This is a genomic window from Rhizobium sp. CB3060, assembly GCF_025200735.1.
In the GTDB taxonomy this organism is placed as follows: domain Bacteria; phylum Pseudomonadota; class Alphaproteobacteria; order Rhizobiales; family Rhizobiaceae; genus Rhizobium.
The window spans coordinates 121785-138725 of the sequence record NZ_CP104162.1; the positions used below are offsets into that span (position 1 = coordinate 121785).

Sequence of the window (16941 nt, forward strand, 5' to 3'; positions counted from 1 at the left end):
GTCACTGCTTGATGTTCAAAGACCAATCCTTCGGCGGAAGGTCGTAGACGTCGTAACCGTAGGTATCGACGTTCTTCTTTGTGATCACGGCATTGTTGGTGAAGATCGTCGGATAGGCCATGCCCTCAGTCTTGAACTCGTCGCCTTTCGAGAGCTTTTCATGATCTCGAATGGCGAACTGCACGATGAGACGGCCCATCAGGATGCCGGGCTCCGACGTGAGTGCCAACAAGCGGTCGTTCTTGATCAACGGGAGAGCTTCCCGGACGATGGTGGCGGAAACCACCTGGGCTTGGATGCCGCTCTGCCGAGCTGCCTGGGCCGCACCAAGTCCAAGCGGTATCACGGGCGTGAAGATGAACTTGGTGTCCGAATTTTTCTGAAGCATATCCGATGCCTGGGTGAGGCCCTGCTCCAGCTCAAGCCCGCCGGTAACAGCACCCTTGACCAAGGTTACGTTCGGGCAGGCTTTGAGAGCTTGCTCTAAACCATCGAGCCGCAAGCGCGCCCATTCGGCCCCGGCGGGTCCCGGTAGCGCAATGACGCCGGCCTTGTCCGACCCGGCAGCCTCGCAGATCTCCTTGGCCAGGCCAACACCGATCGCTCCATCATCCTGCGTGACACCGAAATCGACGTTCTTGCTGTCGACCGGGATGCCTGCGGCAATGACGCCGATGCCCGCATCCTTCAGCCGCTTGAGCTGGGGATCGTAACCCTTATAAGCAGCAGCGCCGAGCACGACATAGTCGACGCCAAGGCTTTGCAAGGTTTCGATCTGCGAGAATTGTTGCGTCACGTTTCCGTAGGCGCCGGCAATCGAAATCTGGGCGACCGTGACATTGCTTCGCTTTGCCTCGTCGGCAATCCCGTAGGCGATGCCTTTCCAGAAATCGTCGTTGAGATGGACCAGCGTTACGCCGAGCTTGAGCGGCTTTTTCGCGACGACCGGCTCGACGATCCCGGCCAGGCGGTCGGGCTCCTCGGCTAGCGTGGGCGACGCGAAAAGTGATCCAACGACGACAGCACAGGCGATGCGGGCAAAGCCGAGTGTATATTTCGAAATTCCAGTAACCATAGTAGAACCCCTCTAAGGTGTTGTTATTTTATTGTGGTTGCGGGAAGAGCGTATGAGCGGCGGACAACAGCGCGTCCGTTCGCTCAAGCGCCACTGAGTGAGAGCAGTTTGCGAGCAGGACGACGTCCGCTTGCGGTATGTGGTCGGCAAGTTTGAGAGTGGTCGCTGGCGGGAATGGTTCGTCCACTCTCCCGTGCAGCATCGTCACTGGACACTTGATGCGGGCCAGCACCGAAGGGTCGATGATGGCTTGATCGGCATAGCGCTGCCGATCGCCGGCAAACATGCGCGAAAAGTAGTCCTTGTAGGTGGGATCCTCATGGAGGACCTTTACCCGTGCGTCCAGATAGGCGTCGTCGATCAGCGATTTGTCGTTGATCAGGAACCCGATCGCTTTCTTAAGATCCGCCCGGGTTTCCGGAAACGTCCAGCAGGCGACCGTACCTTCGTTGACCGTGAATTTCGCACCCATGGCCCCGGTGGTCAGGACTTGACCGACGCGGCTTTCAGATGCGGCGACCTGCAGGGCGAGCGACGCTGAAATGGAATGTGCGATAATTCCGACCTTTTCACCGGGGATTTTTGCCAGCATCGCCTTGCATTGCCGAATCCAGAGATCGAGATCGAAGAAGGGCTCCGATTTCTTACGGTCCGACTTGCCGAAACCGATCAGATCCATTGCATGGACATGATATCGCTCGGACAGGGGTCCGAGGACCCGGCTCCAGTTCCCCAATGTCGATGCACCAGGCCCGGATCCGTGGATCATCAGCAGGGGATATCCCTTGCCGCCTTCGATGTAGGCGACCCGATGGCCGTCAATCGAGAACTCTCGGTCTTCAAAATGAGGCATGCCTATCTCCAGAAACGCCAGCTGAGGGGTTGCCGAACGGTATGCGAAAGCCCGCACAGGCATGCGGTGCGGGCTTTCGCATACCGTTCGGCAACTGGGTGGCTGACTGCAGCTATGCTGCTGCGTCGTAGGCGATGTAGCCCATGCCGCAGATCCACTCGACGACCGGCTCATAGCCGATCACGTCGGCCTTCGACCCGCCCATGGCGCCCATCACGGCCATCCAGTTGAGGATCTCGTGACCACCGTGTCCGCCACCCTCTTCCACGCTTTCGAAGGTGCAGTTGCGAAGATACTCGGTGTCGCCTCTTCCGAAGGCCTCGATGATTTCGCGGTCCCACGCCGCGTTGACCAGCGGGTGCTGATGGCGCAGCGGCCACTGCATCTTGTCGGCCATCTCGATCTCGTAGGCGGCCAGGTCGGAATAGAGCGTCGGATCTTCCTCCGCGACGTGCTTCCCTTCGCTTTGATAACGCTTCATGCGCTGGAGGAACTGGTCGTCTTCCGGCGCACCCTCGGTCCAGACGGGAGGCCAATGCGACAGGCCGCCGGTCGCCAGGAACGCAACCCGAAGGCCGGTCGGCAATTCGCGTTCAACGATATCGCGTACCGCCGCACCCATGTCGTATGCACGCGCCATGCTCGGCAGCGGCGGCGAGAACACGTTCGTGTAGATCGGAATGACAGGAATGTCGTATTGCGGCCGGATCAGCTTCCACGGCACAAGAAGGTTGTTGCCGTATTCGATCTCGCCCATGCGCGCCGCATCGAAGTTGCGCTTGATGAGCCCGCGAAGCAATGTCTCCGCATGCTCGACATTGCTCTCGATCACGACCTTCTCGTCGAACTTGAGAGCCTCCATCATATAGTCGGCCGGGCCGCTATGGGATGCCGAGATGCCAACCGCGAAACCCGGCATCATGTTGCGGAAATGGTTTTCGAAATGGTCGTCCAGGAAGGCGATGATCAAGTCAGGGCGTGCGGCCTCAAGACGCCGAGCGCATTCCTGATGGGCTTCGTGGATGCTCTTTTTAACCGCTTCGGATGGCGCGTCCGCCCATCCGAGGACGCCGGGGGCATGGGACATGCTCAGGGCGCAAACAACTTCAGCCATTAACTTTCTCCTCATTGATGCGTTCGTTCAGCCGGTCAACGGCCCGATGACGCGGGTTGTCGGCGGCGAAGCGCCAACTTAATCTGCATATCTTTCGGATACAGAATACGGAATTCAGGATACATACGTGACAAGCGATTGCAAGTGGTTTATGATCGCAGATAACGATTTGGGCGGACGGGCGAGCTGCCGCGCGAAATGGGGAGGACGGTCGATGTGCATGTTGCCCTGCGGGCTCGTGGCGTGCGGACCCAACCGACTTATGTTTTCAGGAGGCGCAGCCGCGCCTACCGAAATGAACTTTTAAAGGATGGATACGAATGGTTTCAGAGACCGGTCCGAAGCGCCCAATGCAGAGATCCAAGCTCTCTTCCCAGCTATACTCGATGGTCAAGAACGACATTCTGCAAGGACAACTGCTTCCAGGTAGTCCCATCTCGGAAGAGGCACTGGCCGAAACCTACGGTGTCAGCCGCTCTCCGGCCCGCGAGGCGCTGGCGGAACTGGAGCGCGCGGGGCTCACCCAACGGTCCGGAATGCGGGATCGCAAGATAACGGTCCCAAGCCTTGAGATGATTCGAGAGAAGTTCGAACTGTGGTGGATCGTCGATGTCGGTCGCACCTATCTCGCCTCGTTGTCGGCGAGTGAGGACGACGTGGACGAGCTTGAGCGATACGCCGAACAGATGGCCATCGCTGTCGAACAGAATGATGTCAGGACGTATAAGAGCGTCTCCCATAAGTTCCACCTCAAGATCCGGCATTCTTGCCGCAATGAAGCGGTGAACGAAGTCGGGCGCGACTGCGATGTCTACCTGGACTGGTTCGAGAATCTTTACGACCGCTATCCGGAATGTTCGATGGTCATCGTGCAAGAACACCGCTCCATTCTCGATGCCTTCAAACGCCGTGACCTGGCAGGCTTGTCCGAAACGATAAGAAATCACATCGAGCGGCAGCGTGACCGGATTTTGGAGCATTTCCAGGCCGCACAGGAAAAACCGAAGGCCCGGTCAAAACTGTCGGCTCGACAGCCTGTCTCCTAATCTTCAAACGGGTTGCTGCCATAGCCGTCCAAGACATCTTGCGAGACCCATTTGCCGCTACAACGCTGACCGGCCGGAAGGCCGTAGGGAACAATCGTGCGTCCGATCCGTCGCAGAAATATTTCCGAGACTGCTGCCGACATGCTGCGATCCGAGGTGAGCGGCGGCAAGTGGCCGATCGGGACGCGCCTTCCAAATGAATCTGTTCTTGCCGATACGTTGACGGTAAGCCGGGGAACGATCAGAGAAGCCGTGCGGGTTCTCGTGTCGGAAGGATTGCTCGAGACGCGGCAGGGTTCGGGGACCTATGTGTGTTCTCCAGCAGCGGCTCCTTTCGAAAAAAACCTTAGACACTACAGCGAGCGCGACAAGCGGGAAGTGCTTGCCGCAATCTACAAGCAGGCAGTGAGCTTGGCCGTCCGACGCTCGGCGCCCTCGCAGATCCAGGAAATCCGGGGTGTTCTTGCCCAGCCCCGACGGATGGGGGCGGATTTAGCCGAGCGCGAAAAACACGATACGGACCTGCACCGTCGCATAGTGTCAACCTCAGGAAACAAGTTGCTCATCGATCTTTTTACGAGCCTGGCTGCCGCGCTCCGAAATGATCCGGAGGCGGACTTCCCTGAAACTTCGAAGTTCATGGATCGCACGGCTTGCCTGTCGTCACTATTGAATTCGATCGAGGCAAGAGACGCCGACAGCGCGTTGGCAGTCGTCGAGCAAGCGATCGACAGACAGCCCTGACCGAGAATGGTGGTCCGGATTGTGATCTGGTTGTCCGACCCCAAGCGCCGCATAACTGCAGAAAGAGCGAGGATTTGATGTTTTTTACGCTTCCAGAAAACCTTGATTGGATCGAGGTCGCGCCGGGCAACCGCAGAGCCGTACTCAGCGAGCGGCCAGAACTCATGCTCGTGGCATTTCGCTTCGAGGAAGGCGGCATCAGCCCCTTACACTCCCACCTGAACAGCCAGGTGAGCTACGTCGCAGAAGGCACCTTCGATGTGACCGTCGGCGGGGAGACGATCCGCCTCGGCCCGGGAAGCAGTTTCATCGTCGCGCCGCATCTCGTTCATGGGGTCGTGGCCGTTACTGAGGGGCTTCTGATCGATACGTTCAACCCACGCCGGGATGACTTTCTACAAAAGCAATAACAGCAGTCTCGCACCCTGCGCCCCCCGCAGATTTCTACCATGACCAGTGTCGGTTGTCTGCTTGGCTGCGGTCACCGCGAGGTCCGATTGCGCGGCGACCACAACGAGTTGCCCGGGCGCGGCCACGAAAGCACGCGCCCGCGCCGTCTTGGATCTGGGCGGCCGCATTCTCTCGGTCGACGCCACCGGCAAACCGTCGGGCGACGGCTTTGATCTTGGACCCTCCTGGTTCTGGCTCGGCATGCAGCCGGCAATGGGCGGCCTCGTCCATCAACTCGGCCTTCATTACTTCGAGCAGAACAGCGACGGCGACGTGATCTTTCAACGGATGGCCCGTGAAGCCCCGCAGCGTTATCGCGGTATGCGACAGGAGCCCCGGTCGATGCGGCTCGTCGGGGGAACTGGCGCGATCATATCGGCGCTTGCAGAAGGCCTGCCGGCGGAGAGCATTGAACTCGGTGCACAGGTGACGCATGTCTCGCTCGAGGGCGTCGTTGTGCAGTACCTTGATGCGACCGGATCGGCGCAGAGAGAGCGGGCGTCGCATGTCCTGTTCGCACTGCCGCCGCATCTCATCGAGGCCAAGATCCTGTTCTCGCCCGCTCTCGACTTTGCAACACTGGAGCGGTGGCAGCGCATGCAAAATTCTTCGCGCTCTACGATCGTCCTTTCAAAACTCGATGTCCGAAGGTTTCAAGCGCAATGATTCTTGCAGGAAAGGGTGTGGGCTGGCTGCCGGAAAGCGCGGCCGACGGCGAAATTGAGCAGCAGGATCCTTCTGTCGTCGACCGGCAGCCGGCCCAGGTCAGCCTGAATGTACTCGCTATCCGTAGGCGGGGCATAGGCTCGACTGCTCGAAGTCTGTCTGCTCAGGAATACATGAACTACCTCCTTGATAGTCCAAGTTTTTATCCGCACCCCCCTTCTGGTCAAATCTCCGCGAACTTTGACAGCTACGTATACTTGGTTCCAAGCTTTTCTTCAAAGACGGAGCTCGCAGACATTGTCATCATCGAGAAGCATACACAGTCGGAAAAACGATGTCCTGATCGACGAGCACATTGAACTTATAGCCGGGCCTGATTTCGAGCGTGGGCTGGACATCCATATTGCGCTGGATCGTCCGGTCAGCAACACGCCCGAAGGTCTCCGCGAAATTCCGCCTCGCCGCATCTGACGCCGTGTCCTGCGTTGCGAGCGTCGAGCTCTGCGGCACGGCCATGTCGATCCCGGTTCCGATGAGCGCAATCATCACCGCCGAGCCGAACGTTTTGAGATAGTGGTTGTTCACCTTGTCCTTGAAACCGCCATAGCCCTCAGCATCGGTTCCTGCCATGCCGCCGATCTGCAGTGTCGAGCCGTTCGGGAAGATAATATCGGACCAAACGACGAGGATGCGGCTCTGGCCAAACGAGACCTTGCTGTCGTAGCGGCCGAATAGCTTCGTGCCCTGCGGGATCAGCAGGCGATGTCCGGTCGCGCTGTCATAGACGTTCTGGCTGACCTGAGCAGTGATGCGGCCGGGCAGATCGGAATTAATGCCAGTAATCAAGGTCGCCGGGATCACCGAGCCCCGTTTCAGCTCATAGAGTGACTGCTGCGGGACAACACGGTTCGGCAGATAGCCGAGGTCCTTGAGGTCCGTGTTGAAGAAGTCTTCCTTGCTCTTCTGCCCATTGGGATCGATGTTCTGGCCGCCGAGGCCGGCGCGCAAGGCGGCAGCATAGAGATCGGAAGCGCCTGCCGTCGTCGAGATCGCAGTCGATGTATTGGCGGCCGAAGTATCGTTGGTCGCTGCCTTTGCCTCGAGCTTGCCGCGATCGATTGCGAGTGGCGCATCGAAAGCCGCATTGTTGGCCTGCAGCCTGGCCATGCGCTGACGCTGTCTCTCACGCAGATATTGCTCCTGTTGCTCGCGCTCGAGGCGTGCGCGCCAGACCGCTTCCGGCTCCAAGTCCTGCCCGCGTCGCTGCTCTTGCCTTTGTTCCGGTTGTTTCGTGAACGGATTGCTCGCCTTTTCGTCCACCTGCTTCGTCTCCACAGGTGTCGGCTGAAACGTCGTCTGCTGCTGCGGTTCGCCGATAATGCCGTCGGTGACACCGCGCTTGATCTGATCGGCAAAGGTCGAGGCGGGATCGCCGGAACTGGTCTCCGGGCCGGTATCCTTCCCGAAATAGAGCCCGCGTGAGGCGAGCCCATAAAAGATGATGCCGAGGAAGGCGACTGCAAGCACGATGACGACGACGATCGGAAGACGATTGATCCGACGAATGCCTGATGCCGCCTGACTGTTCTGCGCGCCGCCGAGTTTGAGGGATTGCACCATGATATTCGCCCTCACCCGCGCCGCATCAGCGAAAGCGCGCTCGCCGGTGTGGCACCGGTCGACGTCACCGTGTAAGCGCGGCCGAGTTCGACGCTGTTGGTCGAAAGGCGCGCCAGCACCTGCCCGTCGAATGGCATGATCACATAGGCAAGTGGGACGACGGTCGTTCCGTTATCCGTCTTCTGGTCGGTGACGACGGCATAGCCCCATCCCTTCAGCGCCGCCTCCAGTGCCTGTCCGAAGGGGGAGGTATCCGCCTTCAGGGCAACGGTTGCCTTGCCCGGCCCGATCTGTTCGGCAAGGCGGCTGACCATGTCGCCTGCAATGGCGCTCGCCGCCGGTCCTGAGATTTCGGGCGGCGCGTTGCTGGCGACAAGCCCTTCTGTGTCGATCGATTGGCATCCGGAAAGGAGGATGGTGAGGGTGCAGGTGGCGGCAAGGCCGGGGATCTGGTTCAGGGCACGCCGCACGGAAAAAAGAATACTCATCACCGCCCTCCCCTGCTGATCGTCACCTTCTGTTGTTTCCAGCTGACGCCCGAGACGAGCACGGCGCGATCGATGTTGTAATCGACCACCATCATATTGTTCTTCATGCGGTAGTTGACGATACGGTTCTGGCCACCGGATACCACGAAGAGAACCGGCGCATCCTGACCCGAGATCGACCGAGGGAACTGAATGTATGTCTTCAATCCGTCCGAATAGACCCGTGTCGGCCGCCAGCCGGCACTGCCCGATATGGAATAGGAAAAGCTCAGCTGCTCCGCTGGCACCCCGGCGCCGGGGATCGTACTGGCTTCAAGCCGCGCGTTGACGTCGGCAAGTTTCGAGGAAACATCCTCGGGATATTCGAAGCCGACGCGGGCCATATATTGCGTAGGATGCGACTTGAGCTGGATGTGATATGTCCGCCGGGATGTGGTCAGCACCATCGAGGTGACGAGACCGGGCTCTGAGGGTTTGACGATCAGATGGATGGCCTGACCACCGGCAGCACCCGATGTTGCAGGCTCGACCTTCCAGCGCACCGTATCGCCGACCAGCACATCGCGCACCACCTCGCCGCCCTGAAGTTCGATGTCGCAGACCTGCAACGGTGAGCAGACGACAGATGGCTGGATCTCGCCGTAAAGAAAGATCACCTTCCCATCCGCGCCTTTGGTGACCAGGCCTTTCGACCCGCGCCATTGGGTCGATAGCCCAATGCCTTTCGCCTCGTTGGCGGTGACACCATCAGCGGCAAGCGCAGTCGGGGGGGCGAGGACGGTAAAGGGGACGATTGCCAAAACCAGGTGGCCGATGGCCAGCGTAGCCCGTTGTCTTCTGTCTCTGATATTCATGCTCGGGCCATGCCTTTCAAAGCTGTGCAGTCCAGTCGAAGTCGCGGAGATAGAGACCAATGGGATTGAGACGGATGACGCCCTCATCCTGGGGCGGCGTCAGCGTCACGGTGGCGATGCCGCGGAAGCGGCGTGTCGCCGTTTCCTTGCCGCGGCGGTCGCGCTCGAATTCGGTCCAGTCGACTTGATAGCTCTGGTTCGAGAGCGCGACGATGTTGTTGACCTCGATGGCCACGGTCGCGGTCTTCGCCTTTTCGAACGGCGAATTCGAGCGGAACCAGGCATTGACCTTTTCGGTCGCAGGATCGGATGTCCGAAGCAGCCCGTAGGTTCGGTCGATGTATTGCTTCTGGACGACGGCGTCGGGCGTCACCGATCGGAAACTCGAGACGAAGCTGCCAAGTGTGGCGCGTACGACGCGCGGATCGGCATATTCGATCTGCTGCGGAAATCCGGCATTGACGGCCGTGCCGAGTTTGTCGACCTCTACGATGTAGGGGATGAGCTTGACCTGCGTGCTCTGGTAGAGCGCATAGCCAAACCCGATCACCGCCATGGTCATGCCGGTGATGCCGACGATGCGCCAGGCGGCGGCCGCTTTCACATACGAGCCGTAGCGCTCGTTCCATTCGCTACGTGCCGCGATATATGGATTGCCAGTATCGGGATTGTTGAGCGGGTTCTGTCCGGCCATCGGTCATGTTCCTCCAGTCATTTGCTGTCATTGATCGGCGGAGGTGGAGGCGGTGTGCCGGGACGCCCTGGTTGCTGATCGAGCTTGGCATTGGCAAGGCCGAGCAGCGACCCCGCATAGGCGCCGGGGGAACTGATCGCTTTGTCTTTGGCAGCGGAACCGACTGCGCCGGCAGCACCACCGACTCCGGCTTCCAGGCCGCGCATGGCAGCACTTGCCAAAGATGATCCGCCTGCCCTTGCGGCCGTTGCTGCCTCAAATCCCCGATTTGCAGCGCCGATCGTGAGGAACCCGGCGCCCAATGCGGCAGATGCGGCCTGCCCGCCATGCCGGATCGCTTCCATCCCGCCGCTCACCGACGCACCCTGCACTACGCCCTGCAGGATCGGTGGGACATACATGGCGATGACGAAGACCACGACAGAGATCCCGGCGATAGCAAGCGTCGTGATGAACTGTTCGGAGGTGGCCGTCGGCGCTTCGGCCAAACCGAGCAGGATGTCGGAGCCGATCTTGGCGATCATCACCAGCGCCATCAGCTTCATACCGACCGAGAAGGCGTAGACCAGATATTTGACGGCAAAATCCTTCGTGTAGGACGAGCCGCCAAGGCCGAGCATGATCATGCCGGCGAGCAGGCCGACATACATCTCGACCATGACGGCGACGAAGATTGCCGCAACGAGCGAGAACGACACCACAACCACCACCATGGCGAAGACGGCAGCGATCGCCAGCGCGTTGTCCTCGAAGACGCCGAACTTCGCCTGCTCCGACATTTTCGTCGCAACGCGAATGCCGGCATCAAAGATATTGGCCGGTGAGGCCGAACCACCGCCGGCGCCGATCTGATAGAGGCTGTCGACCACGGCCTTGGCGAACGCTGGCCCTTCGTTGAGGATAAAGGCGAAGAGACCGATGAACATGATGCGCTTGACGAGTTCCGCGAACCAGCTGTCGAGCGAGGCTGCATTGATCGCCAGCCAGACGGCGGCGATGCCGACCTCGATCCCGGCGAGGATCCAGAACAGCGACCGCGCAGCATTCATCACGGTCGTTTCCCAGCCCTTGGCGGCGGTGACGACCGAGTTCTCCAGAGTGGTCAGCACCTGACCCTGTTGCGCGAAGGCGGGGGTGGTGGCGATCAGCGCAATTCCGATTGCCATGAAAGCAAGTTCAAACTTGCGGGAAGGAGGCGCTGCTACCATCGTGGCTTCATCTCCTGGCCGCCGCGAATATCGCGGGTGGTATCACCGCCAAAGAACTGTTCGCGGTGTTGGCGCTTTTCTGCATCGGAGGCGCGACCGGTTGCGGCCGCACCTGAACCGGATATCGAGGTCGGCTCGGGATGGATCAGCATCCAGCTGACAGCGCCACCCGCAGTGACGATCCTTACCACCACGAGGATAATGATCAGGCGCGGGCTCACCACCGAGGCTCCATCGTTTGTCCACCGCGGATATCCCGCTCGCTCCCACCGAAGAACTGTTCACGTCGGGCCTGCGCCAGGTCTTGTCTCGCCTGTTCCGACTGGAACCAAGTGCCCATCATGGTCATCTGCTGGGAAACGAGACCGCGTAGCTTTTGCATCTGTGCCACCTGCTGGGCGGCGATCTGGTGGCCCACCTGCAGCGCCTTCATTTGCCCGTCGGCCGATTCAGACATGGAGCGCAGCGACGACATCGTGCTTTCCTCGCTGGAGAACTGCTCTGCCGTCAGGTTCGCGGCCTTAAGCGTGCCGGCGATCGTGTCGCGATTGGTGTCGGACCAGTTCTGGTAGGTCGAGGAAAAGCTCGCGCCATCCGGCAGGTTGCTCTTCATCTCGGAAAAACTCTGGAAGCGCCGCTTCAGCACATCATCGATGTTGCCCATCGAGAAGGCGACGCCCTGCCCCTGGTTAACGACGTTTTGCAGGTTCTGCAGGTCGCTTTCGACCTGGCCCCAGATATGGTTCGGCAGCTGCGCAGTGTTCTGCAACATGTTCTGGTAAATCTTGAGCTGGTTCTGGATCTGCTCGGCCAGCTGCGAGATCTGGGTAATCTGGTTGTTGACCTGCTCCGCAGATTTGCCGACCAACGAGATCAGTTCGGCGTTGTTGGCGAGCTGCGTCCATTCGGTCGCCTGACCGGTCACGCCACCCGCCACAGCTGGCATCGGCGCGGTACTCGAGAGAAGGACGGCCGCGATCATCGCGTGGTGGGCTGGTCTAGTCGGCCGGGAAGAGTGTATCGGCATGGGCGATCCCCCTTTGCTGGAGCCATTGAAGAGGCCATGCGGCCCCGTGTTCCGAATGAAGAGCGCGGATGCGCTTCAGATCTTCCTTGCCGGACGCTCCAACGAAGGAGAGCGCTACCGGTCCGAGCGCCATGTCGAACAAGCGCCGACCCTCGGGAGAGACGACGTAATAGTCACGCTTCGGGATGGCGGTTGCGACGATCTCGATCTGCCGCTCGTTGAAGCCGATGCGCTCGTAGAATTCCCGTGTGCCTGGCTCTCGGGCTGCTCCGTTCGGCAGGCAGATTTTCGTTGGGCAGCTTTCCTTCAGCACGTCGATGATTCCGGAGCGCTCGGCATCCGAGATCGACTGCGTGGCGAGCACCACGGCGCAGTTGGCCTTGCGCAGCACTTTCAGCCATTCCCGGATCTTGTCGCGAAACACCGGATGGCCCAGCATAAGCCATGCCTCGTCGAGGATGATCAGGCTGGGCGCGCCGGTCAGGCGTTTCTCGATACGGCGGAACAGATAGGTGAGAACGGGCACGAGATTGCGCTCGCCCATGTTCATCAGTTCCTCGATCTCGAAGCACTGGAAGGTGCCCAGCGCCAGACCGTCCTCCTCGGCGTCGAGAAGCTGACCCATCGGGCCATCGACGGTGTAGTGATGCAGCGCATCCTTGATCTCGCGCATCTGCACGCCGGAGACAAAGTCGGAGAGTGAGCGGCCACGAGATTCCGCCATCAAACCGATCTGCCGCGAGATGGCGTTGCGATAATCCGGTGTGATCGTCACACCCTGCAGCGCCACGAGCATCTCAATCCATTCGGCCGCAAAGGCGCGGTCGCCCTCGGTAGACAGTTCTGCGAGCGGGCAAAAGGAAAGCACCCTCCCCTCCCTTTCTGCGGTCGCATCGCCGCCGATCTGGTAATGATCGCCATTGATCCCGAGCGTCAGCGGCAGCATCGAGCCGCCCTTATCAAAGGCGAAGATTTGCGCACCGGCATAACGACGGAACTGCGCGGCGATCAGCGAGAGCAGGGTGGATTTGCCGGATCCGGTCGGACCAAAGATCAGCGTATGACCGACATCATCGACATGCAGGTTCAGTCGAAATGGGGTCGAGCCCGACGCCACCTGCATCAGCGGAGGCGAGGCCGGGGGATAAAAGGGGCATGGTGCAGTCGGACTTCCGGACCAAACCGAGTTCAGCGGAACCAGATCTGCGAGATTGCGCGTATTGATCAGCGGCTCGCGGATATTGGCATAGGAGACGCCGGGCAGGCTTCCGAGAAAGGCATCTGTCGCGTTCAGTGTCTCGATCCGGGCGCCGAACCCCTCGGCCTGAATCAGGCGGCGGATCGCTTCGGATTTCTCCTGCAGGCGTGCCTGGTCTTCCTCGAACAACACGATGACCGGCGTGTAATAGCCATAGGCCACGAGCTGCGATGAGGCCTCGGCGATTGCGTCCTCGGTTTCCGCCACCATCATCATGGCGTCCTGATCGAGCGATCGCGATTGCGTCTGGAATAGCTGGTCGAAAAAAGGCCGAACCTTTTGCTGCCATTTCTTGCGGGTACGCTCGAGTTTTGCCCGCGCCTCTTCGGCATCAAGAAACACGAAGCGTGAAGACCATCGATAGGTCAGCGGCATCAGGTCGAGGGCATTGAGGATACCTGGCCAGCTTTCCGCCGGCAGACCGTCGATCGCGACCACGCCGAGAAAGCGGTTCTCGACGAGCGGCGTCAGCCCGTGCTGGAGTTCCGCCGTCACCAGCCAGTCGAGATACATGGGGATTTCCGGCAGGCGAACCGGATGGTTTTCGCCGGTGACACAGAAGCGGATGAACTGGAAGAGCTCGTCATAGCGGGCAGTGCGGAAGCCGCCGCGCTCCGACGTCTCGCGCGTCATCATCCGGCGGATCGATACGACATTGGCGAGATACTGCTCGACCTCCCGGATCGAGGAGAGAAAGCTATCCAGCGCCTTGTCGGCATAGGTGGCGGACCGGCTGGCGGTGTCAGAATAGATATAGCGGGTCAGGCCGGAGCGGCGTGGTTCCGGCGGCCGCCAGGTCAGGATCAATGCATGCCGGCTCTCGAAATGTCCTCTTTCCTTCTGGAAATGTGCCCGTCGTTCGGCATCGATCGCGCGGGTGACAAGATCAGGAAAATGGCAGTCGGGGTGATGCGGGTAATCCGCAGTCGGCACCCTGACGGCCTCGACCTGGATCATCCAGCCGGATCCGAGTCGCGACAGGATCGCGTTGATCTGGCGGGAGACCTCATTGCGTTCCGCATCGGTCGAACTCTCACTGTCGGGGCCGGCAAAGTACCAGCCGGCCATTAGCGAGCCGTCCTTCAGCAGGATGACGCCGTTATCGACCAGACCGGCGTAAGGCACCAGGTCGGCAAACGACGGACCGGAATGACGAAAGGACTTAAGGGCGACCATTTCGACCCCCTCAGAACTTGCGCCACGGCGACGAGGTCGCACGGTAGAAAGCTTTGTAGGAGATGTGGCGAACGTAGACGCGCCGCATAAGCGGATCGGCTTTCGCCATCATGCGCAGGGCACCAACCGCGATTAGCCAGATCGCGATCCCGAACAGTGCGGCGTACCAGGTCAGCACCACGAAGATCAGGATGATGGCGGCGAGCGCAGTCAGCAGCACCAACTCGCGATCGGCACCCATCAGCAGGTTCGGACGTGATAGCGCCCGATGAACCCGCGACCGCACGAGAGCCGAACCAGATTCAGCCACGATCTCCCTCCCCTCTTCCAACGAGCGTGGCGGAGGGAGAATACCCGAACCGGTTAGCCTGCGAGTGAAGTTCGCCGATCGACGCCCCTGTCGCGCCGAACAGGGCGACGATCTGGGTGGCGCCGAGCAGCACGCCACCGACTAGCGCGACGTAGCAAAGCCGTCGGGCAAAGTCGTTCAGCTCCCCGCCGAAAATCAGCATAGCACCGGCGATCGCCACCGCCGCAAGCGCGATGAAGCCGGCGACCGGTCCGGTGATCGACTGCTGTATCTGCTGGAGTGGGGATTCCCATGGCAGACTGCCACCACCGGAGGATGCCAGTGCCCCATCCACGGAGCCGAGCGAGACGAGGGCCAGTGCTGTGACTGTGAGAATGAGATGGGTCTTACGCGACATGGCTGTCCTCGTCGATCTGGGCGTAATGCTCGGTCTGGTAGCGATTATTGCGGTATCCTTCGATATGGATCACCTCGCGGACCCGTCTTCCCTTCCCCGTGCGTTCGATGGAGACGACAAGATCGACGGCTTCGCCGATCACTTCCTGCATCGGTTGCTGGCTTGCTTCTGCAGTCAGCTGTTCCAGCCTGCGTAGTGCCGACATCGCGGTGTTGGAATGGATCGTGGTGACACCGCCGGGATGGCCGGTGTTCCAGGCTTTCAGCAGGGTAAGAGCGGCGCCGTCACGAACCTCACCGACAATGATACGGTCAGGTCGAAGGCGCATCGTGCTCTTCAGCAGCCGGGCCATATCGACCGTATCGCTGGTATGGAGGGAGACAGCGTTCTCGGCGGCGCACTGGATTTCGGCGGTGTCTTCGAGAATGACCATGCGGTCGTCGGGAGCGGCGGCAACGATCTCGGCGATGATGGCATTGGCCAGCGTCGTCTTGCCGGAGCCCGTCCCGCCTGAGATGACAATGTTCATGCGGGAATCGATCGCGCTGCGGATAGCGGACGCTTGGGCTTTGGTCATCACTTTCGCCGCCACATAATCGTCGAGAGGTATGAGGCGCAATGCCCTCCGCCGAATTGTAAATGCCGGCCCGGATACGACCGGTGGCAACAGGCCCTCGAACCTGTGTCCTCCAATAGGAAGTTCGCCGGAGATGATCGGCCGCTCATCGTCAGCCTCTGACTGCAGGGCGTGGGCGACGCTGCCGATCACGACTTCGGCGGCGGCAGGCGTCATTGCGCCGGCTGATGCTACGCCATGACCGAGCCGCTCGATAAACAGTCGACCATCGGGATTGAGCATGATCTCGACGACCGTCGCGTCATCGAGGGCAACGCACAGCTGGTCGCCGAGTGCGTCCTGGAGTTTGCGGACAAGGCGCGGATGGGAGCGAAGCTGGGTCACGCGGCGCTCCTCAACGGGCGGCCGTTATCGTCGGCGATGATCGAATGGTATCCTGGCGGGCAGACCCGTTCGAAGCTCATTCGGTTGGCGCGCAAATGTCCGGCGACGGCGACGGTGTTGCCGATCGCGACGGGTTCGCCCAGTCGCGTCATCGGCCAACCGGCGCGCTTCAGGATGCGCTCGAAGCGAAGATCGGTCGCCGTGACGATTTCGTCGTAGCCGTTTGCCATCGACCATTCGATGATGCCGGCGAACATGGTGAGCGTCGCGAGATGCAAATGGCCCCCTGCCCTCCCCGTCGGCAATGTCGTGTCAACGCAGAAGCGTGAGCTTTCGACCATTGCCGCGGTGGCGCTGAGGGAGCCGGCTGCCAGCAATTGCGGAAACGTCCTCTCCAGCATGGTCGGGCCTGATGCGGGTAAAAGCCGCGCGCAGCCGACCACCCTCTGCCCACCGAAGGTCGCGAGAATGTAGGTCGGGCTGAGGTCGTCGTATTGATCCCGTTCGCCGCCCTCCTCGATTGCGACATCCCACTCCAGACGATTTCTGAACACCTCGGCGCGAAGCCGGTGCATTTGCTTCAGGTAGTGGCTCTGGTGTTGATATTGGCCGGGCGAGACGGTCAGAATCAGCATCTTGATCTCCGCAACAACAAACGATGCGGAGAGAAAACATCTCGTTCAGCGTGTGGCTATGTGCAGATCTGCACCCGGTGATTCTACTGAGTCGGGTGTTCAAGGAGCGATTTTCGATCGCAATCGCTATCGGGAAACGTTGATTTCATGTGCAAATCTGCACATCAGCTAAGAGCGGCCACAGCGAGAAAATTGCTGCAACCACCGGAAATCCAACGATGAATCGTGGAATGGACAGGTTAAAGCATGCTGCCTGTTAACCTTTCGTTAACCTTAAATATCTTGCAACATCCTGCGGAATCGGGTGATCTATCGACGGTAAATTGCTGTGTTTACGAAAATTACCGTGTGTACGAGAGGACGTC

The 16941-nt window shown here is 60.1% G+C and carries 19 protein-coding genes; 4 read left to right on the forward strand and 15 right to left on the reverse strand.

Annotated elements, in window-relative coordinates; translation table 11 throughout:
- Position 1: 1 nt before the first annotated feature.
- From N2601_RS34040 to N2601_RS34050, 3 genes are all read right to left on the reverse strand, one after another.
- Positions 2-1075 (reverse strand): substrate-binding domain-containing protein, encoded by a 1074-nt coding sequence (locus tag N2601_RS34040; protein ID WP_260306162.1) that lies wholly within the window; start codon positions 1073-1075, stop codon positions 2-4.
- 28 nt (positions 1076-1103) lie between these two features.
- The gene (locus N2601_RS34045; RefSeq protein ID WP_260306163.1) at positions 1104-1928 is read right to left on the reverse strand and encodes an alpha/beta fold hydrolase; all 825 of its coding nucleotides are present in this window, start codon (positions 1926-1928) and stop codon (positions 1104-1106) included.
- A 112-nt stretch (positions 1929-2040) separates the two neighbouring features.
- Positions 2041-3042 carry a DODA-type extradiol aromatic ring-opening family dioxygenase gene (locus tag N2601_RS34050; protein WP_260306164.1) on the reverse strand — a complete coding sequence of 334 codons (1002 nt, stop codon included), beginning with the start codon at positions 3040-3042 and terminating at the stop codon, positions 2041-2043.
- Between the two features lie 320 nt (positions 3043-3362).
- Between N2601_RS34050 and N2601_RS34055 the strand changes: the two genes are divergently transcribed.
- The 4 genes from N2601_RS34055 (at position 3363) to N2601_RS34070 (ending at position 5948) form a co-directional block, all read left to right on the forward strand.
- Positions 3363-4088: a GntR family transcriptional regulator gene (locus N2601_RS34055; protein WP_260306165.1), complete on the forward strand. Its 726-nt coding sequence runs from the start codon at positions 3363-3365 to the stop codon at positions 4086-4088.
- 96 nt (positions 4089-4184) lie between these two features.
- A complete protein-coding gene (locus N2601_RS34060; RefSeq protein WP_260306170.1) occupies positions 4185-4832 on the forward strand; it encodes a FadR/GntR family transcriptional regulator in 648 nt (215 codons plus the stop codon).
- Between the two features lie 77 nt (positions 4833-4909).
- The gene (locus tag N2601_RS34065) at positions 4910-5242 is read left to right on the forward strand and encodes a cupin domain-containing protein (RefSeq protein WP_260306171.1); all 333 of its coding nucleotides are present in this window, start codon (positions 4910-4912) and stop codon (positions 5240-5242) included.
- Between the two features lie 61 nt (positions 5243-5303).
- Positions 5304-5948 (forward strand): FAD-dependent oxidoreductase, encoded by a 645-nt coding sequence (locus tag N2601_RS34070; RefSeq protein WP_260306174.1) that lies wholly within the window; start codon positions 5304-5306, stop codon positions 5946-5948.
- A gap of 303 nt (positions 5949-6251) precedes the next feature.
- Here N2601_RS34070 and trbI read toward each other — a convergent pair whose 3' ends face one another.
- Genes trbI through N2601_RS34130 form a run of 12 tightly spaced genes read right to left on the reverse strand, consistent with a single transcriptional unit; the run spans position 6252 to position 16576 of the window.
- Positions 6252-7568: an IncP-type conjugal transfer protein TrbI gene (trbI, locus tag N2601_RS34075; RefSeq protein ID WP_260306175.1), complete on the reverse strand. Its 1317-nt coding sequence runs from the start codon at positions 7566-7568 to the stop codon at positions 6252-6254.
- Positions 7569-7579: 11 nt separating this feature from the next.
- On the reverse strand, positions 7580-8056 hold the full coding sequence (trbH, locus tag N2601_RS34080) for a conjugal transfer protein TrbH (RefSeq protein ID WP_260306176.1): 477 nt from the start codon (positions 8054-8056) through the stop codon (positions 7580-7582).
- On the reverse strand, positions 8056-8910 hold the full coding sequence (gene trbG / locus N2601_RS34085) for a P-type conjugative transfer protein TrbG (protein ID WP_260306178.1): 855 nt from the start codon (positions 8908-8910) through the stop codon (positions 8056-8058). The genes trbH and trbG overlap by 1 nt, the downstream gene beginning before the upstream one ends.
- Before the next feature lie 16 nt (positions 8911-8926).
- Complete coding sequence (locus N2601_RS34090; protein ID WP_260306180.1) at positions 8927-9604, reverse strand: conjugal transfer protein TrbF; 678 nt, start codon at positions 9602-9604, stop codon at positions 8927-8929.
- 17 nt (positions 9605-9621) lie between these two features.
- Complete coding sequence (gene trbL, locus N2601_RS34095; RefSeq protein WP_260306182.1) at positions 9622-10812, reverse strand: P-type conjugative transfer protein TrbL; 1191 nt, start codon at positions 10810-10812, stop codon at positions 9622-9624.
- On the reverse strand, positions 10806-11033 hold the full coding sequence (trbK, locus tag N2601_RS34100) for an entry exclusion protein TrbK (protein WP_260306184.1): 228 nt from the start codon (positions 11031-11033) through the stop codon (positions 10806-10808). The genes trbL and trbK overlap by 7 nt, the downstream gene beginning before the upstream one ends.
- Positions 11030-11794, reverse strand: coding sequence for a P-type conjugative transfer protein TrbJ (trbJ, locus tag N2601_RS34105; RefSeq protein WP_260306185.1), 765 nt, complete (start codon positions 11792-11794; stop codon positions 11030-11032). The genes trbK and trbJ overlap by 4 nt, the downstream gene beginning before the upstream one ends.
- Positions 11795-11810: 16 nt before the next feature.
- On the reverse strand, positions 11811-14273 hold the full coding sequence (locus tag N2601_RS34110; protein ID WP_260306186.1) for a conjugal transfer protein TrbE: 2463 nt from the start codon (positions 14271-14273) through the stop codon (positions 11811-11813).
- Between the two features lie 10 nt (positions 14274-14283).
- Entirely contained in the window at positions 14284-14583 is a 300-nt protein-coding gene (locus N2601_RS34115) for a conjugal transfer protein TrbD (RefSeq protein ID WP_260306187.1), read from the reverse strand.
- A complete protein-coding gene (gene trbC, locus N2601_RS34120) occupies positions 14576-14980 on the reverse strand; it encodes a conjugal transfer pilin TrbC (RefSeq protein WP_260306188.1) in 405 nt (134 codons plus the stop codon). The genes N2601_RS34115 and trbC overlap by 8 nt, the downstream gene beginning before the upstream one ends.
- A complete protein-coding gene (trbB, locus tag N2601_RS34125; protein ID WP_260306189.1) occupies positions 14970-15941 on the reverse strand; it encodes a P-type conjugative transfer ATPase TrbB in 972 nt (323 codons plus the stop codon). The genes trbC and trbB overlap by 11 nt, the downstream gene beginning before the upstream one ends.
- Entirely contained in the window at positions 15938-16576 is a 639-nt protein-coding gene (locus N2601_RS34130) for an acyl-homoserine-lactone synthase (RefSeq protein ID WP_260306190.1), read from the reverse strand. Before N2601_RS34130 ends, trbB begins: the two co-directional genes overlap by 4 nt.
- Positions 16577-16941: the final 365 nt, after the last annotated feature.